General features: G+C 43.2%; 17 protein-coding genes. 10 read left to right on the plus strand and 7 right to left on the minus strand.

What is annotated here, in order from left to right; translation table 11 throughout:
• Nucleotides 1-173 precede the first annotated feature (173 nt).
• A complete protein-coding gene (locus tag PSI23_RS00255) occupies nt 174-1,796 on the plus strand; it encodes an ABC transporter substrate-binding protein (protein ID WP_273553176.1) in 1,623 nt (540 codons plus the stop codon).
• Nucleotides 1,797-1,835: 39 nt separating this feature from the next.
• On the opposite strand, the gene PSI23_RS00260 is transcribed toward PSI23_RS00255, so the two are convergent.
• From PSI23_RS00260 to sbcD, 4 genes are read right to left on the minus strand one after another with little or no spacing between them, the layout of a single operon-like run.
• Nucleotides 1,836-2,240 (minus strand): type II toxin-antitoxin system HicB family antitoxin, encoded by a 405-nt coding sequence (locus PSI23_RS00260; protein ID WP_273553177.1) that lies wholly within the window; start codon nt 2,238-2,240, stop codon nt 1,836-1,838.
• A gap of 60 nt (nt 2,241-2,300) precedes the next feature.
• Entirely contained in the window at nt 2,301-2,426 is a 126-nt protein-coding gene (locus PSI23_RS00265) for a type II toxin-antitoxin system HicA family toxin (RefSeq protein ID WP_273553280.1), read from the minus strand.
• A gap of 50 nt (nt 2,427-2,476) precedes the next feature.
• Nucleotides 2,477-6,217: an AAA family ATPase gene (locus PSI23_RS00270; RefSeq protein WP_273553178.1), complete on the minus strand. Its 3,741-nt coding sequence runs from the start codon at nt 6,215-6,217 to the stop codon at nt 2,477-2,479.
• Nucleotides 6,218-6,234: 17 nt separating this feature from the next.
• Nucleotides 6,235-7,452 carry an exonuclease subunit SbcD gene (sbcD, locus tag PSI23_RS00275; RefSeq protein WP_273553179.1) on the minus strand — a complete coding sequence of 406 codons (1,218 nt, stop codon included), beginning with the start codon at nt 7,450-7,452 and terminating at the stop codon, nt 6,235-6,237.
• Nucleotides 7,453-7,728: 276 nt separating this feature from the next.
• Here sbcD and phoB point away from each other — a divergent pair, with 276 nt between their 5' ends.
• The 3 genes from phoB (at nt 7,729) to brnQ (ending at nt 11,567) form a co-directional block, all read left to right on the plus strand.
• On the plus strand, nt 7,729-8,418 hold the full coding sequence (phoB, locus tag PSI23_RS00280) for a phosphate regulon transcriptional regulator PhoB (RefSeq protein WP_273553180.1): 690 nt from the start codon (nt 7,729-7,731) through the stop codon (nt 8,416-8,418).
• 118 nt (nt 8,419-8,536) lie between these two features.
• Complete coding sequence (phoR, locus tag PSI23_RS00285) at nt 8,537-9,838, plus strand: phosphate regulon sensor histidine kinase PhoR (protein ID WP_273553181.1); 1,302 nt, start codon at nt 8,537-8,539, stop codon at nt 9,836-9,838.
• 388 nt (nt 9,839-10,226) lie between these two features.
• Entirely contained in the window at nt 10,227-11,567 is a 1,341-nt protein-coding gene (brnQ, locus tag PSI23_RS00290; RefSeq protein WP_273553182.1) for a branched-chain amino acid transport system II carrier protein, read from the plus strand.
• A gap of 146 nt (nt 11,568-11,713) precedes the next feature.
• On the opposite strand, the gene ggt is transcribed toward brnQ, so the two are convergent.
• The 3 genes from ggt to PSI23_RS00305 all read right to left on the minus strand — a co-directional run bounded on the left by ggt (nt 11,714) and on the right by PSI23_RS00305 (nt 15,136).
• Nucleotides 11,714-13,474, minus strand: coding sequence for a gamma-glutamyltransferase (gene ggt / locus PSI23_RS00295; RefSeq protein WP_273553183.1), 1,761 nt, complete (start codon nt 13,472-13,474; stop codon nt 11,714-11,716).
• 258 nt (nt 13,475-13,732) lie between these two features.
• The gene (locus PSI23_RS00300) at nt 13,733-14,335 is read right to left on the minus strand and encodes a peroxiredoxin C (RefSeq protein WP_273553184.1); all 603 of its coding nucleotides are present in this window, start codon (nt 14,333-14,335) and stop codon (nt 13,733-13,735) included.
• 213 nt (nt 14,336-14,548) lie between these two features.
• A complete protein-coding gene (locus PSI23_RS00305; RefSeq protein WP_273553185.1) occupies nt 14,549-15,136 on the minus strand; it encodes an acyl carrier protein phosphodiesterase in 588 nt (195 codons plus the stop codon).
• 104 nt (nt 15,137-15,240) lie between these two features.
• Here PSI23_RS00305 and queA point away from each other — a divergent pair, with 104 nt between their 5' ends.
• From queA to nrdR, 6 genes are all read left to right on the plus strand, one after another.
• Nucleotides 15,241-16,407: a tRNA preQ1(34) S-adenosylmethionine ribosyltransferase-isomerase QueA gene (queA, locus tag PSI23_RS00310; protein ID WP_273553281.1), complete on the plus strand. Its 1,167-nt coding sequence runs from the start codon at nt 15,241-15,243 to the stop codon at nt 16,405-16,407.
• 111 nt (nt 16,408-16,518) lie between these two features.
• A complete protein-coding gene (gene tgt, locus PSI23_RS00315) occupies nt 16,519-17,643 on the plus strand; it encodes a tRNA guanosine(34) transglycosylase Tgt (RefSeq protein ID WP_273553186.1) in 1,125 nt (374 codons plus the stop codon).
• Between the two features lie 184 nt (nt 17,644-17,827).
• Nucleotides 17,828-18,160: a preprotein translocase subunit YajC gene (gene yajC, locus PSI23_RS00320; protein ID WP_273553282.1), complete on the plus strand. Its 333-nt coding sequence runs from the start codon at nt 17,828-17,830 to the stop codon at nt 18,158-18,160.
• Between the two features lie 28 nt (nt 18,161-18,188).
• Entirely contained in the window at nt 18,189-20,036 is a 1,848-nt protein-coding gene (gene secD, locus PSI23_RS00325) for a protein translocase subunit SecD (protein WP_273553187.1), read from the plus strand.
• 10 nt (nt 20,037-20,046) lie between these two features.
• A complete protein-coding gene (gene secF / locus PSI23_RS00330; protein WP_273553188.1) occupies nt 20,047-21,015 on the plus strand; it encodes a protein translocase subunit SecF in 969 nt (322 codons plus the stop codon).
• A gap of 122 nt (nt 21,016-21,137) precedes the next feature.
• A complete protein-coding gene (nrdR, locus tag PSI23_RS00335; RefSeq protein ID WP_273553189.1) occupies nt 21,138-21,587 on the plus strand; it encodes a transcriptional regulator NrdR in 450 nt (149 codons plus the stop codon).
• Nucleotides 21,588-21,601: the final 14 nt, after the last annotated feature.

Consider the following 21,601-nt stretch of genomic DNA (forward strand, 5'->3'; position numbering starts at 1 on the left):
TATAATTTCCCATCAACTGTATGAGTAAAATTAATTTTTTGTTGTTTATTTTTGTTGCACTCAATTATTTATTGAGTCATAAATATAGCTGCATACTGTAACCTTAAACTTGAATTAAAAATAAAATGGAGTTTACACATTAAATACAGACAGCCATAATAGAGGAAAACAACATGTTCAATAAAATAAATGCAAAAATAATTAAAACATTAACTTATTCTATCAGTGTTATATTGGCCAGTATCACGCTATCCTATGCTGCAGTTATTCCTTCTGGTACGAAATTAGCGAAAAAACAAGAGATTGTTCGTAATAATGGTGCTGAGCCTGCTTCATTGGATGTCAATAAAGTTGAGGGTAATATAGCACTTAATATTATTAATGATTTTTTTGATACATTAGTTGGCACCGATAAAAAGGGCAATATCTTACCCAAACTGGCTGCAAGTTGGGATACAAAAGATAATAAAACCTGGATTTTCCATTTGAGGAAAGGGATCAAATGGTCTGATGGAACGTCAATTACTGCTCATGATGTTGTTTTTAGTTGGCGACGGCTGACAAACCCCAAAACGATGTCTCCTTACGGTAGCTATTTTGTTGATGCTTCCGTGGTGAATGCCAAGGAGATTTTGGCCGGGAAGAAAAAAGTGGAGGAGCTCGGTGTCAAGGCCTTAGATGATTCGACATTGGAGGTCAGACTGGAAAAACCCATTGGATATTTTTTACAGATGCTGACTTTCCCTATAACGGTTCCGATTAGTGAAAAAGTAGTTGAAAAATATGGTGATAAATGGACTCAACCTGGATTTTTTGTTTCTAGTGGCGCGTTTAAATTATCAGAATGGAAAGTGAACGAAAAAATTATTGGTGTTAGAAATCCTTATTATTGGGATAATAAAAATACTGTTATTAATAAAGTGACTTATCTTCCACTTTCATCAGATGTTTCAGATTTAAACCGTTATCTTGCTGGAGAGATAGATATTACATTTACGATCCCATTGGGGTCTTTTGCATCATTAAAGAAAAACATAGGTTCACAAATTCATATTTCACCAATACTTAGCACATATTACTATGCGTTTAACAATAAAAAACCACCGTTCAATGATATTAGAGTTAGACAAGCACTGAGTTTTGCTTTGGATAGAAATATTATTGCGAAAAAGATTGTTGCCCAAGGACAAATTCCTGCGTATACCTTTCTACCTCCGGGGATCGGTGGCTTTAAATTTAAACAACCTGATTATGAAACATGGACACAAGCCCAACGTATTAAAAAAGCCAAACAATTATTGAATGAGGCTGGCTTTAATAAAAATAATCCCCTTGAGTTTAATTTGGTTTATAACTCATCAGAAATGCATAAGAAAATTGCCATTGCTGCAACTTCAATGTGGAAAAAGAATCTCGGAGTCATTGCTAATATTCAAACTAAAGAGTGGAAAGTTTTGTTGGATAACGAGCATCAGGGAAAGTTTGATGTCGTTAGAGCTGGGTGGATTAGCGACTATAGTAGCCCGATGTCTTTTTTAAATATTTTTACAACATATCAAACAAATAATGTCTCGTTCTATTCTAATAAGGATTTCGATAATTGGGTTCATAAAGCCAGAGAAACTAATAATCAAAAAGATTTTCAACAGGCGATAGATATTCTGACAAAAGATACTCCTATCGCTCCCGTTTATTATTATGTGACAGCTCAATTAGTGAAGCCTTATATTGGAGGTTACTATTCTAGTCTTATCGGTATGACAGCAACGAAAGATCTTTATGTCATTAAGCATTAGAATCAGATCAAGAGCCTGCTTTAGCAGGCTCTCCATGATTTATTGCAATGCCTTACGTGCAGCCAGAGCTAAGAATGCACTGCGGCTGCCATACTCAGGATGCTGTTTAACTTTGGCATCAATTCGATTAATCAAACGCAATGGCAGTGTGATATTAATACGTTCTGTTTTGTCTTCGAACTGGCTCATGTCTACAGGGATTAAAAGCCATTGACCATTTTGGTACTCATTGTCATTTTCTGTGAGGTGTTTTTGCATGGTTTTTGGAAATGGGAATTTTAGGTTTTGCTCTTTCATTAACTCGAAATGTGCATTGATCGCAGATTGTGCATCAGCATGTGCTTCTTCAAGTGTGTCACCAGCAAAGATGCACCCAGCAACGTCAGGGAACCAACCACTGGCGCTACCATCTTGATCTATTTCGATAAATGCTGGATATAACATAATTTTATTCCATTTTTATTTGTGTGTTTTGTCGGGACAATTCGTTATTTATTAACTGGATTATTTGAGTTTTGCATCTTTTAGAATCTTGTTGAGAGTTCCTTGTTTAAGATCTTTACGCGGATGCGGCACTGTTATCACGACAGCAAATTTAGGATGAGTGAATTGATGATGACTCCCTTTGATTCGCTCAAGTTATTTGTTATTTCAGCAAATTTGATGGTTAATCTCCGTGTTTAAACCCTAAATTCAGGTGCTAACTGACTAAATCCCAATCCATTCTTTTTTTCCACTTTGATCTGAACAGGAATCCGTTCTTTTAAGGCTTCGACATGACTGATTACTCCGATGGTTTTTCCTGAGGCATTAAGGTGATCCAATGCATCCAGAGCAATATCCAGGGTTTCAGGATCAAGTGTGCCAAAGCCTTCATCAAGGAATAGGGACTCTATCTGAGTCTTGTTACTTACTAGATCAGATAAGGCAAGAGCAAGGGCAAGACTGACAAGGAAACTTTCTCCTCCGGAAAGCGTTTTGGTATCCCTAATGGCATCTGCTTGCCAAGTATCAACGACTTGTAATTCCAGACTGCCATCATCTTTGCGTTGTAAGTAGTAACGTCCATGTAATTTTTCCAACCGGATATTTGCCAGATGTACAAGGTGATCCAATGTCAGACCTTGAGCAAAACGGCGGAATTTAGCACCATCCGCAGAGCCAATGAGATTATTGAGATAACTCCAGTCATCATAGTTTTGTTGTGAAAGAGTGATTTGTGCAAGTAACTCCTGCTGTTGCTGACGGCGAGTTGAGTCGCTGTTCAATAGGGTTCTGACTTCACCTTGTTGCTGGTTGTTGTATTTCAACTTAGCCGTAACGCCGGCCAATACGGCGGATAATTGCTGGTCTTCATATTGTTCAAGTACGTATTGTTCAAGTGCGTATTGTTCAAGCGCGTATTGTTCAAGCGCATATTGTTCGGGTAATTGTGGCTGCATTTCTGTATGCCGCTGTAAGGCTATTTGAGATTCCTGATACCGTGTTTTGGCTTGCAATTGTTGCTGTTCAAGTTTTTCCTGTAATTGTTGTAATTTTTCCCGTTGTTCCGGTTCCAATAAAGCCCGTTCAAAAGATAATTGATCGGGAAAACCTTGCTTCTCCAAGCCTGTTTGGAATTGACTGGCAGTAAGTTTGCAGTTTGCTTCGGCAGCAGTGTGGTTTTTTTCAATTTCACTGGCAGCGCCGGTTAATTGACTCATTTTGTTTTGCAGTTTTTGCAGGTGGAGAGCAGCCTGTTTGTAGGCCACTTCCAGTTCATTGGTTTTTTGCTGCAAAGCCTGACGAACGGTAATTATGGATTGTTCACCAAATAAACGCTGACGTTTCTGACACGTTTGCTCCAATAACAACTTTTGCTGTTGCTGTTGCTCATTTAAGGTGTGAATATGGGTAGTTAGCTTATTTTTTTGCTTGTCCAATTCACTCACTTTACTTTGCAAGGCTGCTTGTTCGTTTTGTAGTTGCTGCCATTTTTCACGTGAGTCATGGTAGTTTTTTGATTCTTGCTCACGTTGTTGCAGCCAGTTTTCTGTGTCCTGATGGGTGGGAAGTGTGAAAGGTGTTGGCTGTAACTCTGTAGTTAACTGTTGTGATGTAGCTGCATAATCGGCTTCTATTTGTTGAGTTTCTGTCGCCTTTTCTGTCAATTGTTTCTGGGCTGAATCCAGTTTGTACTTTTCCAGCTCGATGGTCTTTTCACATGCTTGGTATTGTTCCCGATTGGCGACGAGTGCTTTTTCGGCTACTTGATGGTTTTTTTCTGCCTGCAAAAGAGCTTCTTGTTGAGCCTGATACTGATGGTAGGTAGATTGCCGTTGACTGATAAAGTGATTAACCGGTTTTTCATCCATAGGTAATTCTATAGCTTGTAGCTGCTGGCAATGGTGATTCCACTGTTTAATCAATTCGGCCAATTTAGTGTTGCATTGTGCAATATTTTGTTGGAATTGTTCGCAGCGCTGCTGCTGAATTTGTTGTTTTTGTTGTAGAGCTGTGCGATTTTCTTGAAGTTGATCAATCTGTTGGCGCAGGTCTTTCAAACGCTCTTCTGAGTGCGGTAGCGCAATATTCTGGTATTCGCTGATTAAAGGATGGTGAGTTGAGCCGCAAAGTGGACAGGATTCACCTTCTTTTAATTGTGCTCGTTCTTTTTCCAAACTGACGATCCGCTGCTCTAAACGAATTCGGTTAGTGAGATCATCATAATGTTGCTGTTTGTCTGCTAATTGTTGGTTGAGGGTTGCGATCTGATCCGGTAAGGCTTTTATCAATGCTTGAGATTGTATCAATTGATCCTGATCAGTCGTGATCGCAGTTTGTAACTGTTGGATCTGGGGAAGCAAGATCTCCAGTTGGTTCTGTGATGACAATTGTTTCTGATAATCTTCTAAATTTTTCTGTAACTGTTCCAATGGGTGCTGGTGCTGCAAAGCTGCGAGTTGCTTTTCAGCAGAGGCAACGCTGTTGTCCAGTGTTTGGTGCAGTTCTTGTTGTTTAGCCAATTCCGCATTCAATGTATTTAAATGCTCGGTTGTGCGGGTAAGCTCAGAAGCGATTCGTTGGGTACTTTGAGTGAGCTGGGTTATTTTGTCTTGTCGCTCTTTCTGGCGAGTGAAGAGCTGTTTCCATTCAGGCAGTTTACTATCTAAATTGCGGTAATAAGGGTGCTGCTCGTAATAGGATTCCAACGCCTTTTGCTCGTTATTCAAGGTGGTTGTTTGATTTTGTACGATTTGGTGTTGGGATAATATGTCAGTGAGATCGCGGTCTTGCCCTGCGATCTCTTTTTTAAATTTCAGCAGATCTTTGGATTGAATATCAATTTTATGATCGAGCGGCATAATTTGCTCTGAGATGAGCTTTTCTTGCTGATTTTGATGATGTTGGTGCTTTTCCCGAATTTTTTCCAACTGTATCAATTGTTGTTCCGCAGGTTGCTGCATTTCCAATTGTTGCCGGCGCTCATTCTCTATTTTTATACGTTGTTCAGTGAGCCTCTGTTTCTCGTGGAAAGTCCGGTTTTGCGCATCCCATAATGGGCGGATTTTCTCTGCTGGTTCGCTGGCTGCAAGTTGTTGTAATTGAGGTTTAGCTTCTTGAATGGCTTGCTCGGTTTGTTGCAAAAGGGAAGTATTGCTTACCAGTGATTGCTGTAGTTCATTCCGTCGAAATAGCCACTGCTCGGCAGTTTGCAACGCTTTCATTTGTTGACTGAGTTGGGCTTCTTCTGCAATAAGTTGTCGTTGTTGATTTTGATATGTTTGTTGTTGTTCTGGTGTAAGTAATTCAATGGAGGATGCTTTGGCCTGCTGAATATTCAGTTCAGATTGTGCCTCCTTATGGCGTTGGTAGATTTCTTGGGACAGAATGCCGTAAATTTCTGTACCAGTTAGCTCTTCCAGTAGATCTGCCCGATCTTTATCCTGCGCATTTAAAAATGCGGAAAAATCCCCCTGTGATAAAAGCATGGATTTGGTAAAACGACCAAAATCCAGTCCGGTTATTTCGGCAATTTTTTCTTTTTTTTCTGGGAGCTTATCAGCCAAGATTTTTCCCTCTTTTTTGAGGGCTAATTCTCCTTTTGGTGGTTGGAGTTTACCATTTGCCTGATTGCGGGCACGGCGCTGGCTCCAAAAGGCTCGATAAGCGACGCCCTTGACTTCAAATTCCACCTCAGCAAGGCATTCTGCGGCATGGCGGGTCATTAATTCATTTTGAGAGGCAGAAATGGTGCCAAGTCTTGGGGTTTCATGGTAAAGGGCGAGGCAAATGGCATCCAGCAAGGAGGTTTTTCCTGCGCCAGTTGAGCCGGTAATGGCAAATAATCCATTGCTGGAAAATGGTTCTGCCGTAAAGTCAATTTTCCATTCACCTTGCAGAGAGTTGATATTTTTCAGCCGTAAGCTAAGAATTTTCATGGCATGTTCTCTTCATGTTATTGCTGAGAAATATCATCCAGCGTTTGTTTAAACAGGGTGGTCAGGCGTTGTTTCTGGGAAAGATCGTCTATTTCTGCCAGCGCCAAACGGCGCTCGAAGACTTCATTTACGCTCAGTTCGGTAAGTGTTTCTTTATTTTGTTCAGATAGTGAAAGTTGACGAGCGCTTTTGCTGCGGCGTAGCAGGATGATCTCGACCGGCAGACCTTCACTCAAGGTCTGGATGCGTTTTTGGATATCGGGCAGGTAATCTTGAGTTGCGACTTCAATATCCAGCCAAACAGGCCGTTCTCCCTGATATTCCTTGAAAGCCTGTAATTGCTCTTCGATTTGTTTCAGATTCCCGCGAATAAGCTGCATCGGTTGAGAATGGGGTATCGGCAAGAGTGTGATGCTATTGAGCTTATCTGATTGAAAGTCTACTAAGCAGACACTTTTTTCTTGTCCCGCTTCATCAAAACTGAGTGGAATAGGGGAACCACTGTAGCGGATATGTTCTGATTTACCGATGACTTGCGGGCGATGGATATGCCCCAGTGCAATATAGTCAGCGGGTGGAAATGCCTGTGCAGGGAAGGCATCTAATGTACCAATATAGACATCGCGAACGGAATCCGTAGTGGAAGCCCCCACTGTAGTGAGGTGACCAGTGGCAATGATCGGTAATGGCTGACCGAGTTGTTCCCGTAATGCACAAGCGTGTTGGTAGAGCTTGTGGTAGTGTTCGGTGATGGCATTTTGTAATGCTTGTTGTTTTTGTACGCCAGATTGCCCCGCCTGACTATTCATGATATCCCGTGGACGCAGATAGGGAATGGCGCAGAGAATCGCTCCTGCATTGCCATCTCTGTTATTCAGAATCTTTATCTGTTGCGCTGTATCTCCGGATTCAGTATTAGCAATCACAGTAGTATTCAGGTGAGAAAGGAGGGATTTTGATTCGTTGAGGGTGGCAACGGAATCGTGGTTTCCTCCGAGGATGACAAGCTGGCAGCCAGTGGGCCATAGTGCCACAATGAATTGATTATAAAGTTCGCGTGCATAGCTGGGAGGAGAGCCTGTATCAAAAATATCGCCGGCAATAATCAGTGCATCAACCTGATGTTGCACGATTTTTTCAATCAGCCACTGCAAAAAGTGTTTATGCTCTGCGGCGCGGCTTTTGGTAAAGAAATATTGGCCAAGATGCCAGTCCGATGTATGAATGATTCGCATGATTTCCCGCCGTTGCCTGTGTGTTTTTCTTACCTGTTACAGGCGCTAATTATAATGGTAGTGTGAGGGATGTCCTGTGTAATTCAGCTTCTTTTACTGAATTTTCGAGCTGGTTCGCATCCATAATGAAATATGACAAAGGTGCAAGATTTTTTTGAGAGTCGGTTTGTTTCTTGATGATTAAGAAATAATAGTTTTCATAAAATTGTCATAAAATTGACCCATAATATTTCAAAGTAAATGTTGCTGACCTTAATGATATTAGCAGGATTAACCATGGTGAAACGTATTTTGGTAGTGGAAGATGAAGTACCGATTCGTGAAATGGTTTGTTTTATACTGGAGCAAAACGGTTATCAGGCCATTGAAGCCGAAGATTACGATACGGCAATAAGACGTTTGTCTGAGCCTTACCCAGATTTGGTATTATTGGACTGGATGCTGCCGGGGGGATCGGGAACACAACTTATCAGGCAAATGAAACGGAATAATAATACCAAGATGATCCCTGTCATTATGGTAACTGCCCGGGCAGAAGAAGAAGATCGGGTACGTGGTTTAGATGTGGGTGCTGATGACTATATAACGAAACCTTTTTCACCCAAGGAATTGATTGCCCGCGTCAAGGCTGTTTTGCGTCGTCTTTCCCCTATGGAGGCGGAAGACATTATCGATATGGATGGATTGATTCTGGATCCGTCATCCCACCGTGTTTCCAGTCAGGGACAGGATTTGGAAATGGGGCCAACTGAATTCAAACTTCTCCACTTTTTTATGACTCACCCTGAGCGTGTTTATAGCCGCGAACAGTTACTCAATTATGTGTGGGGAACAAATGTTTATGTGGAAGACCGCACGGTTGATGTACATATTCGACGCTTACGTAAGGCGTTGGAGGTAGGAAATCACGATAAGATGGTACAGACTGTGCGTGGTACAGGATATCGCTTTTCTATCCGTTATTGACCGTTATTGATGTCCACTGTTGAGAGCGATGAGTTCCATTAGTGTTGAGTGATGATGTTGGCATTGGGGTATTGGATAATAATTCAGTCTTAGTGTTTTTATTCCGGAGTAAAGTAACGTGCTTGAGCGTTTATCTTGGAAAAAGTTAGTATTGGGTCTTGTGCTTTTTTGCTTACCTGCTGTCATTTTGTCTCTTTTTATTGGTCATTTGGCATGGTTGTTGGTTATCGCGCTATTTTTAGCGCTGGTGTGGCATGGCTATAATTTGCTGAAGTTATCCGATTGGTTATGGCTGGATCGCAGTACGTTACCGCCAGTCGGTCATGGCGGCTGGGAACCTATCTTCTATGGTATTTACCAGATGCAGCAACGCAATCGCAAACGGCGTCGTGAACTGGCATCATTAATCAAGCGATTTCGCAGTGGGGCTGAATCACTGCCGGATGCTATTGTGATGATGACCACGGAAGGCAATATTTTTTGGTGTAATCGTCTGGCACAACATTTACTTGGGTTTCGCTGGCCTGAGGATAATGGTCAGCATATCTTCAATCTACTTCGTTACCCCGATTTCAGCCGTTATATCACGGCGAATGATTTTTCCCGCCCGCTATCCATCGAATTGAATAATGGAAATATGATGGAATTCCGCATTATGCCTTATTCCGAGACGCAATTATTGATGGTCGCACGCGATATTACCCAAAAACGACAGTTGGAAAATGCCAGACGGGATTTTTTTGCCAATGTGAGTCATGAACTGAAAACACCGCTTACTGTACTGCAAGGTTATTTGGAGATAATGGAAGATCAAACGATTGGCAATAAGTTAAATCAAAAAGCCGTTGGTACGATGCAGGAACAAATACGGAGAATGGATAGCCTGGTTCAGCAACTGTTGCATCTTTCCAAAATTGAAGTAGGGCCACAAGTGGATATGAATGAAGTTGTTGATGTCCCTGATATATTGAAAATATTGCAGCAGGAGGCTTTGGCCTTGGGTAATGAGCAGTACGATATTGTGTTTAGCATTGATGAAAAGCTGAAAGTTTTCGGTAATGAAGAACAGTTGCGCAGTGCAATGTCCAACCTTGTCTACAACGCCATTAAACATACTTCTCCGGGAACAAGAATTGAGGTTAGTTGGCACAATGTTTCTCAGGGTGCCCTGTTCAAAGTGAAAGATAATGGCGATGGAATTAGCGCTGAACACTTACCGCGCCTGACAGAACGTTTTTATCGTGTAGATCGTTCCCGTTCGCGTCAAACTGGGGGTAGTGGGTTAGGTTTGGCGATAGTGAAACATGCACTGCATCACTACAATACTCATCTTGATATTTCGAGTGCCTTAGGGAAAGGATCTGTTTTTAGTTTTCTATTGGCGTCTTGGCTTATTGTTTCTGCTAAAAAAGTTTCATAAGAAAATCACAAGATTAATATAACTAAATGATAACAATACGGACAAAAAATGATTTATTAATCAATATGAGTAAGAAGTATGCAAATCATATAGTGTGTATTCAATGATAGATAACAATAATCACTAATTTTAAAAATTAGTTTGGAATATTGTTCTGGTTTTTGGTTTGCCCCTTGCCTTTTGACGCTATAAAAGTTTTACTTGTGAGCTGTTGTTGGCGATTCTAGCTGTATCACCACTATCATTCTGTATCTTGCGTCTATCAGTGAATATTATGTTTACCACTGACTGTTAAATCAGAATTCAGTCTCGCCAGTGAAAATTCAAGTGTTTGCGATATGACTATCGCACATGCATTTCTTTTGGCAAAAATACATTAACAATCATTATGACACACCGTTTATCATCTAAGGATATTTGGGCATTAGGTTTTATGACCTTTGCCTTGTTTGTTGGCGCGGGAAATATTATTTTTCCTCCTATGGTTGGTTTGCAGGCAGGAGAGAATGTTTGGATCTCTGCAGTAGGCTTTTTGCTAACTGCTGTTGGCTTGCCAGTCATTACTGTAATCGCTTTGGCAAAAGTGGGTGGAGGAATTGAGGCTCTCAGTTCACCCATTGGAAAAGTTGCAGGTTTGATTCTGGCAACTGTCTGCTATATGGCTGTTGGCCCTCTGTTTGCTACCCCAAGAACCGCAACGGTTTCTTTTGAAGTGGGTATTGCACCTCTTATCGGAACGGGTGAGCTTCCTCTATTCATCTATAGTGTGATCTATTTTGCGCTAGTGATGCTGATTTCATTGTATCCGGGCAAGCTGCTGGATAGCGTCGGTCATATATTGGCTCCAATCAAAATTCTGGCATTGGCAATTTTGGGTATTGCGGCTGTACTGTGGCCTGCTGGGGGGCCTATTCCTGCCACTGAAACCTATCAGGAAATTCCGTTCTCAAATGGTTTTGTCAATGGCTATTTGACAATGGATACGCTGGGCGCAATGGTATTCGGTATTGTGATTGTCAATGCAGCACGTTCCAGAGGAGTTGAGGCTTCTTCCCTATTGACTCGTTATGCCATGTGGGCTGGTCTGATTGCAGGTCTTGGTTTGGCGCTGGTGTATCTCTCCTTATTCAAACTAGGGGAAAGCAGCGGTACATTAGTACCTACAGCAGAAAATGGTGCGGTAATTTTGCATGCCTATGTCCAAAATGTTTTTGGTAACTACGGTAGTTTCTTCCTCGCAGTGCTGATTTTCATTGCCTGTATGGTTACCGCTGTTGGTTTGACTTGCGCTTGCTCTGAATTTTTCAGCCGTTATTTGCCGTTGTCCTATCGTACTCTAGTGCTGATTTTGGGTACGTTCTCGATGCTGGTTTCTAATCTGGGTTTAAGCCATTTGATTAAGTTCTCAATTCCAGTACTGACGGCAATTTATCCACCATGTATCGTGCTGATATTGCTGAGTTTTACAATTCGCTGGTGGCATAACTCCACACGCATTCTGGCTCCTGCAATGTCTATCAGCTTGCTGTTCGGGCTTTTGGATGCAGTAAAATCTTCTGAGTATCTGTCTCATTTATTGCCTGAGTGGGCGAAGCATCTGCCGCTGGCAGAGCAAGGTCTGGCTTGGTTACTGCCTACTGTGCTGACTATTGCTGTGTGTGCTATTTATGACCGCATTATAGGAGGAGTGAAACTCCCAAAGTATGAAATGCAGCATGACGAAAAGTAAGAAGTAAGGTTTGCTCATTACAAGCGGTTATCTGCTAACTTCATAAGCCCGCTCATGATACAAGGTTCTGTTCATGACATAAGTGGTTATATAGATGATAACGGTGAGTTGCTGAAAACAACTCACCTTTGTTTATTTATGCTGAATTAATAACCAATGGCGGCACCGGCAGGTCGCCGTACGTCATTGGAACCGTAGATATAACCTTCACGGACAATGCCGGATACGGCTGAATCATTGCCTGATGAATCTGGAGTCACACCGGCTGCGCCCGGTAATCCGATCATGATTAATTCTGTCGCTCCCCATGGTGTCTGCTCCACCATCTTGTAACCCATTTTTTCCAGTAAATTCAGGGTGTCTTTCGACAGACCACGTTGCTCATAATAAACTTCATCAGGTAGCCATTGATGGTGGATTCGTGGACTATTGACGGCTTCTTGTGGTGGCATGTTGAAATCGATGATATTCAGGGCACTTTGTAGCGTGATGGAGATAATGCGTGAGCCTCCCGGTGAACCTAAGACCAGAAAGATTTTATTATCTTTGGTCACGAGTGTTGGACTCATGGATGATAGTGGACGCTTACCAGGGGCGATTGAATTGGTTGCACCTTGTACTAACCCATACAGGTTTTTCTCGCCAACTTTCGTTGTAAAGTCGTCCATTTCATCGTTTAGGAAAAAGCCTGTCCCTGGTGCAATCACGACAGCACCAAAGCGCCCATTAATGGTATAGGTTGTTGATACCGCGTTTCCTTCTTTATCCACTACGGAATAATGTGTGGTTTCTGGTTTTTCATGAGGGCCGATGCCCGGCTGAATATTCACTGATGGAGTGGCTTTGTTGGGCTGGATTTCTTTTCTGATCGATTCTGCATAGCTTTTACTCAACAGTCGATCAAGAGGATTGTTGATAAATGCTGGATCGCCCAGATAGATATTTCTATCCATATAGGCGTGGCGCATGGACTCGGTCAATGTATGAATATAGACAGCAGAGTTGAATCCCATGGATTTAAGATCATAACCTTCAACTATGTTCAATATCTCGCATAGCGTAACACCACCGGAGCTGGGAGGTGGAGAAGAGATGAATTTATAGCCACGGTAACTACAGGTGACGGGAACTGTTTCTGTGATGTGGTAATTGGCAAAATCTGCGGCGGTAATAACTCCTCCTGATTTTTTTGATGCTTCTTCAACTAATTGGGGGATTTTACCGTGATAAAAAGCATCAGGCCCTTGTTTGGCAATCATTTCCAGCGTGTTGGCCAAATCTGTTTGGATGAGTTTGTCACCGGGTTCGAATGGAGTTCCATCTTTGCGCAGGAAAATACGGGCAGCTTCCGGATCTTGAGCGAAACGCTTAACTGTGGTGTCCAGAACATCGGTGTCGCCACGAGTAAGAATGTAGCCTTCGCGCGCCAGTTTGATGGCCGGTGCCATGACTTGTCCGCGTGTCAATGTGCCGTACTTTTTCAGCGCCTCTTCGAGTCCCATAACTGTGCCCGGTACACCAATCGCTTTATAACCATACAGGCTGGCACCTTTGATAATATTTCCGTCTTTATCCAGATACATGTCAGCGCTGGCTGCGGCAGGGGCTGTTTCACGGAAATTAATGAAAGTATCTTTGCCATTGGCAAGATGAATGGTCATAAAGCCGCCACCGCCAATATTGCCGTAGCAGGGATTAACCACTGCTTGGGCATATCCAACGGCAACAGCGGCATCAATGGCGTTTCCGCCCATTTTGAGAATATCGATGCCTGCTTGTGAAGCAAGGTGTTGTGAGCTGACAACCATACCTTGTTTGGCCTCAACAGCAGGTTCAGTAGCAGAATAAAGTGGGGTGGAAATGAGCAGGGATACAGCTATAAGTGGAATTTTCCATGTTTTGAACATGTATTGTTCTCCTGAGGGTAAGATTACTGTTAATAGGTTTGAATGGTTGTGGTTTTTATGTTGTAAATGTGTAATTTACCTTAGCTAAAGTTCAGGATTTTTGGAAGATGATTTTCTATGAGGAAGTCAATAAAATAAGAAATTTCAGCTAGATGAGCAGAATAGAGGGAGAGGTTGAATTAAGGATAAAAAACCAGCCGACTGAGCGGCTGGTTTGTGGTAGTTCAAATGTTATGCACTATTTAAGCTTGACGGATATTACAGTTTGTCAGCGTTTTTGGTCAGGTATTTTGCTACGCCTTCAGGTGAAGCGCCCATACCTTCTTGACCTTTCTCCCATTGTGCAGGACAAACTTCACCGTGTTCTTCGTGGTATTGCAGAGCGTCAACCATACGCAGCATTTCATCAATGTTACGGCCCAGCGGCAGATCGTTAACCACTTGATGACGAACAACACCATTTTTGTCAACCAGGAAAGAACCACGCAGAGCAACGCCAGCTTCTGGGTGCTCAATGCCGTAAGCTTTCATGATGTCACGTTTGATGTCAGCGACCATTGGGTATTTGACTTCGCCAATACCGCCGTTGTCGATTGGGGTTTTACGCCATGCGTTGTGAACGAACTCAGAGTCGAAGGATACACCGATAACTTCAACGCCACGTTTCTGGAATTCTTCATAGCGATGATCGAAAGCGATCAGCTCAGAAGGGCAGACAAAAGTGAAATCCATTGGCCAGAAGAAAATAACAGCAGGGCGGCCATTCAGGTGTTTTTTCAGATTGAAGTTATTAACGATTTCACCGTTACCGAGAACTGCAGCAGCTGTAAAGTCAGGGGCTTGGCGGGTTACTAAAACCATAATTGACTCCTGTGATTTTAAAAGGTGTTATGTAAAAACGGGTTACAGCATAAAGAATTAGGGTATAGCAATAAAGGATAAAATACCAATCAATGTAATAGCTTTTACCTATCAATAATTTGTTTTTAATTCCTTTTGGCCTATATAAGATAAAGCTATTTATGAAAAGTGCAAGTTGTGAAAAATACAAGATATGAGGTCTGGAAAAACCGCCTACTCAAGTAAACGCTTATTTGACGCCAGTGTCATCATTTCTGGATAGAATCGACAAAATAGTGCCTCAAAATCAAGATAATGATTTTCTATATCCTGATATGATCCCGCCAGTGCGGATAATTTCGGGCGCCTGCGTGCCATGCTCTGCAAGACATTGGCGATGCATGACATATCGGCATAACGGATGAGCAAGTTCTGTGACCAGAGATAATTACTCAATTCTTGAAATTTTTCAGGTGTAGAAGCGAGATGAGGTTCTATATTGCTGCGGGCAAAATTGACAAACTCAGGTAGAGAGTAATTTTTTTCAAATTCGTCCCAATGTCGGGAAAGAAAGTGATCCCAGATGATATCAAGAGTAATTGGTGCAACGCGTCGATATTCGTAGCGGAATAATTTGCGTGCTTCCGTGACAAGCGGATGCTTGTCCGTCAGACTATCTACCCGACGGTGCATACGGATACCCGCTACAACGTCAGGACTGAATGCGCCTTCTGGAGAGCCTCGGACGAAATCCGCCATCAAATTCCCCAATAAAGAACTTTCTGATAATGCAGCTAAATGCAGGTGTGCGAGAAAATTCATAGTGGGAGTATACCGTAAATAGTTAAACTAGGTGCTTCTTTGTTGCACCCTTGCGTTTGCAGCACTAGACTAGTCCGCCTGTTTTTTTGAATGATACAGATAAAATGCGTGTCGCTGATTTTACATTTGAACTGCCAGAAGAGCTAATTGCTCACTATCCCCAGCCGCAGCGAAGTGCTTGTCGCCTGCTTTCCCTTGATGGTGAAACAGGAAAGCTGACGCACGGTATTTTTACTGATGTGCTGGATAAGCTGGAAGCCGGTGATCTGTTGGTTTTCAATAATACCCGCGTCATTCCTGCACGCTTGTTTGGCCGCAAAGCGACGGGAGGGAAATTGGAAGTTTTAGTTGAAAGGATGCTGGATAATAAGCGAGTACTTGCTCACGTTCGGGCTTCCAAGGCACCGAAAGAAGGCGCTGAACTTATTCTCGGTGAGGATGTTCTCGGTGAGGACGTCCTCGGTGAAAATATGCTCGGTGAAAATGCTCTCGGTAAGACCCTGAGCGTTAAGGCAACGATGCTGGCGCGTCACGATACTTTGTTTGAAATCCGTTTTGATGATGAGCGTGATGTGTTGACCATTTTAGATCAGATTGGTCACATGCCTCTGCCTCCTTATATTGCTCGTCCTGATGAAGATGCGGATCGTGAGTTGTACCAGACAGTCTATAGTGAACGCCCGGGCGCGGTGGCTGCACCGACTGCCGGATTGCATTTTGATGAGCCTCTTCTGGCTGCCCTGCGTGAAAAAGGTATTGAAATGGCCTTTGTCACTTTGCACGTTGGTGCGGGTACTTTTCAGCCTGTGCGGGTAGAAACCATCGAAGATCATGTGATGCATGCCGAATATGCTGAAGTGCCACAAAATGTCGTGGATGCGGTACTGGCATGTAAAGCGCGTGGTAATAGAGTTATTGCTGTAGGAACAACATCCGTCCGTTCATTGGAAAGTGCCGCGAGAGCTTGTCAGGATGGGATTATCGCGCCATTTTTTGATGATACCCAAATCTTTATCTACCCTGGATTTGAATATCAGATTGTAGATGCACTGATTACTAATTTCCATCTGCCAGAATCCACACTTATCATGCTGGTTTCGGCGTTTGCTGGTTATAAAAACACCATGAATGCCTATAAAGAAGCGGTAGCAGAAAAATATCGCTTTTTCAGTTATGGTGATGCGATGTTTATCAATCGCAATACTGTGGCCTCAAAAGAATTGGTGGCTTCAAAAGAATTAGCAGCATCGGAAGCAGCGGTATCGAAATAAATAATTTGGAATAAAAGATTCTAAAATCAAAATCGTTCTTCATTTCAGCTCCGCTGGTTTGAATGGTGTATAAACAAACATCAGACTGTTTTTCTGTTGTCTGGAGGTTAAGTGAAATTTGAGTTACAAAAGACGGATGGAAATGCCCGTCGTGGTCGATTGATTTTTGATCGTGGCGTTGTGGAAACCCCGGCATTTATGCCTGTGGGTACTTACGGCACGGTAAAAGGCATGACTCCCGAAGAAGTGAAAGAAACGGGAGCGCAGATTCTATTGGGAAATACTTTCCATCTTTGGTTGCGCCCGGGACAGGACATCATGAAATTACATGGTGACCTGCATGATTTTATGCAGTGGCAAGGCCCGATTCTGACTGACTCTGGTGGTTTTCAGGTTTTTAGCCTCGGTGCTATGCGTAAAATTAAGGAAGAAGGCGTTCACTTCCGTAACCCAATCAATGGAACGCCAGTATTCCTCAGCCCAGAAAAATCAATGGAAATCCAATATGATTTGGGCTCCGATATTGTCATGATTTTTGATGAATGTACGCCATATCCTGCTGATTGGGATTATGCGAAACGTTCCATGGAAATGTCATTGCGCTGGGCTGCCCGTAGCCGCCAACGTTTTGATGAGTTGGATAATAAAAATGCCTTGTTTGGCATTATTCAGGGCAGTGTTTATGAAGACTTGCGTGATGTTTCTATAAAAGGGCTGGTGGAAATCGGCTTTGATGGCTACGCTGTAGGTGGTTTGGCTGTCGGTGAACCTAAAGAAGATATGCACCGTATTCTGGAACATGTTTGTCCGCAGATCCCACAGGATAAGCCTCGTTATTTAATGGGGGTCGGCAAGCCAGAAGATTTGGTTGAAGGTGTTCGTCGTGGTATCGATATGTTTGACTGTGTGATGCCAACACGTAATGCCCGCAATGGTCATTTGTTTGTGACTGAAGGGGTTATCAAAATCCGCAATGCCAAACATAAAGAAGATACTTCTTCATTAGATGAGCATTGTGATTGCTATACTTGTCGCAATTATAGCCGTGCATATCTTCATCACTTAGATCGTTGTAACGAAATCCTTGGTGCAAGGCTGAATACAATACATAATTTAAGGTATTATCAGCGTTTAATGGCCGGAATTCGCAAAGCCATTGAAGAAGGCAAACTGGAACAGTTTGTTGAGGAGTTTTATCAGCAGATCGGTAAACCCGTTCCGCCGTTAAATATATAATTTATCGTGACTAATCAGTCTCAATATGTGTAGCATATTGGGCTGGTTTTTGATCGAGCCGCTGTCGATTTTCAATAGCAATGTTTTCGACAGTAGCATTTTCGACAATAATATTTTCGACAACAATATTTTCGATAGTAATGTATTCGATAACAATGTATTCGATAACAATGAGGGAAATTTGATGAGTTTTTTTATTTCTGAAGCTGCGGCAACTGCTGGCGCGCCAGCGCAAGGAAGCCCATATTCTCTGATTATCATGCTGGTTGTTTTCGGTTTGATTTTCTATTTCATGATCCTGCGTCCACAACAAAAACGCACCAAAGAACATAAAAAACTAATGGATTCCATCTCCAAAGGAGATGAAGTGCTGACTTCTGGTGGTTTGGTTGGTCGTGTCTCTAAAGTGTCAGATACAGGCTACGTTGTTGTTGCTTTGAATGACACTACAGAAATAACTATCAAGCGTGATTTCGTCGCTGCCATTTTGCCGAAAGGTACAATGAAGGCTATTTAATTTTCCGATTTTCCCGAAGGGAACTGCCGTGTTGAACCGTTATCCTTTGTGGAAGTATCTGATGCTGATCGCTGCGATCCTCATCGGTTTGCTTTATGCACTTCCCAACCTTTATGGTGAGGATCCGGCTGTACAAATCACTGGTGCGCGAGGCATCGCCGCCAGTGAAAAAACGCTGGACCAAGTCCGTAATGTTTTAGAAAAAGATCAAATCAAAAGCAAGTCCATTGCATTGGAAAATGGGGCAATTCTTGCTCGTTTCAGTGACACTGATGTGCAGCTCCGTGCGCGTGAAGCGTTGGTTTCTGCACTGGGTGAACAGTATGTCGTGGCATTGAACCTCGCGCCGGCAACACCTATCTGGTTGAGAGCAATCAGTGCTGAACCAATGAAACTGGGTCTTGACCTGCGTGGTGGTGTTCACTTCTTGATGGAGGTGGATATGGAAACTGCACTGGGCAAATTGCAGGAGCAGAATATTGATAGCCTGCGATCAGAACTGCGCACTCAAAGCATTCCTTATTCTACTATCCGCAAAACTGATAATTATGGCGTCGAAGTTCGTTTCCGTGATAACGATACACGTTCTAAAGCAGAAAGCTATTTTGAACCTCGCCACCGTGATTTAGTCTTCTCCGCTGGCGCAAACAGCACGCTGAAAGTTGTTATGAGTGATGAGCGTTTGCGTGAAGCCCGTTCTTATGCAGTACAGCAGAACATCACTATCTTGCGTAACCGCGTCAACCAATTGGGTGTTGCGGAACCTTTGGTTCAACGTCAAGGTTCAGACCGTATCGTTGTTGAACTGCCCGGTATTCAGGATACTGCCCGTGCGAAAGAAATCCTCGGAGCAACTGCAACACTGGAATTCCGTTTGGTAAATAGCAATGTTGACCAAAACGTAGTGCAATATGGTCGTATTCCGGCTGATTCAGAAGTGAAAGATACCCGTGATGGCACCCCCGTTGTGTTGTATAAGCGCGTTATTCTGACAGGCGACCATATCACCGATTCTACTTCCAGTACTGACGAGAATGGTTATCCACAGGTAAATATTTCTCTGGATAATGCTGGTGGCACAGCGATGTCTAACTTCACTAAAGATAATCTGCATAAACCAATGGCAACGCTGTTTGTGGAATACAAAGACAGCGGTAAGAAAGATGCCAATGGTCGTGCGATTTTGGTTAAGCAAGAAGAAGTTATCAACATAGCCACTATTCAGTCACGCTTGGGTAATAGTTTCCGTATTACCGGCATTAACAATCCGGCTGAAGCCCGCCAGTTATCGCTGTTACTGCGTGCGGGAGCGTTGATTGCGCCAATCCAGATTGTGGAAGAGCGTACCATTGGGCCAACTCTGGGCTTGCAGAATATTAAGCAGGGTCTTGATGCTTGCTTGTGGGGCTTGATTGCTTCCATCATATTTATGGTGATTTACTACCGTAAGTTTGGTCTGATTGCGAGCAGTGCGTTGCTGGCTAACTTAGTGCTGATCGTCGGTATAATGTCCTTGTTGCCAGGAGCGACGCTGACCATGCCGGGAATTGCCGGTATCGTCTTGACACTTGCCGTGGCTGTGGATGCGAACGTATTGATAAACGAACGTATCAAAGAAGAGTTGCGCAATGGCCGTACGGTACAGCAGGCAATTCATGAAGGTTATAAAGGGGCGTTCTCCAGTATCATCGACGCAAACCTGACCACGCTGATTACTGCCATCATTTTGTATGCAGTGGGTACTGGCTCTATCAAGGGCTTTGCGATCACTACCAGCATTGGTGTGGCGACTTCGATGTTCACTGCGATTGTGGGAACACGTGCAATCGTGAACTTGCTGTACGGTGGCAAGCGCGTCAATAAGTTGTCAATTTAAGGAGCACGTTGTGGCACAGGATTATACTGTTGAACAATTAAACTACGGGCGTAAAGTTATCGACTTTATGCGCTGGGACAACGTTGCCTTTGGGATTTCGTTCCTGTTGTTGATTGCTTCCATCATTATGATGGGAACTCGTGGGTTTAACTGGGGGCTTGATTTTACCGGTGGTACGGTAATTGAGGTGAAGCTGAGTAAACCAGCGGATCTGGACAAGATGCGTCAGAGCCTGGCCCAGAATGGTTTTGCTGATCCACTTTTGCAAAATTTTGGCAGCAGCCGTGATGTGATGGTTCGTATGCCACCTGTGGAAGGTAATGCAGGGCAAGAGCTTGGCAACAAGATTATTTCGGTTATTAACCAAAACATCGATAAAGATGCCAAGGTCAAACGTGTGGAGTTCGTTGGCCCAAGTGTGGGAGGCGAACTGGCACAAACCGGAGCGATGGCGTTATTGGCTGCACTGATCTGTATCCTGATTTATGTCGGTTTCCGCTTTGAGTGGCGTCTGGCATTGGGGGCGGTTATCGCGCTTGCACATGACGTGGTTATTACACTGGGTATTCTGTCGTTGTTCCATATCGAAATTGACCTGACTATCGTTGCGTCATTGATGTCCGTTATCGGCTATTCATTGAACGATAGTATCGTTGTGTCAGATCGTATCCGTGAGAACTTCCGCAAGATACGCCGTGGTACGTCGTATGAAATTACCAACGTTTCTCTGACTCAGACTTTGAGCCGCACGATCATGACTTCTGCAACGACTTTGTTGGTTGTAGTGATGCTGTACATTTTTGGTGGTGAAATGCTGAAGGGCTTCTCACTGGCAATGTTAATCGGTGTTTCTATCGGTACAGTATCTTCCATTTATGTTGCTTCTGCACTGGCGTTGAAGTTGGGTATGAGGCGTGAACATATGATTCAGCAGAAAGTTGAGAAAGAAGGGGCAGATCAACCTTCCATCCTTCCTTGATTATTTTGCATGATCGAGTGTTGATATCACTTAAACACCCTGTGAGTACTTACTGACAGGGTGTTTTTCATCATCACTTCAAGGTACACTGTGATCCCTTCGGTTAACTGTCAGGAAACGATATGCATTGCCCATTTTGCGCAGCCGTTGATACTAAAGTTATTGATTCCCGTCTGGTTGGGGATGGCTCACAAGTGCGCCGTCGCCGACAGTGCCTAGAATGTCATGAACGTTTCACTACGTTTGAAGTTGCAGAACTGGTGATGCCGCGCGTCATTAAAAGTGATGATATTCGGGAGTCTTTCGACGAAGAGAAATTGCGTCGTGGAATGCAGAAGGCGCTGGAGAAGCGTCCTGTCAGCTCTGATGATGTAGAAACAGCAATCAGCCACATTAAGTCACAGGTACGGGCAACGGGAGAGCGTGAAATTCCGTCAAAAATGATCGGAAACTTTGTCATGGATGCACTGAAAAAACTTGATAAAGTGGCTTATATCCGTTTTGCATCTGTTTACCGCAGCTTTGAAGATATTCGTGAATTCGGTGAAGAGATTGCCAGACTACAAGACTAAACACTAGATACTCA

This window comes from Xenorhabdus yunnanensis, assembly GCF_028598805.1.
Lineage (GTDB): Bacteria > Pseudomonadota > Gammaproteobacteria > Enterobacterales > Enterobacteriaceae > Xenorhabdus > Xenorhabdus yunnanensis.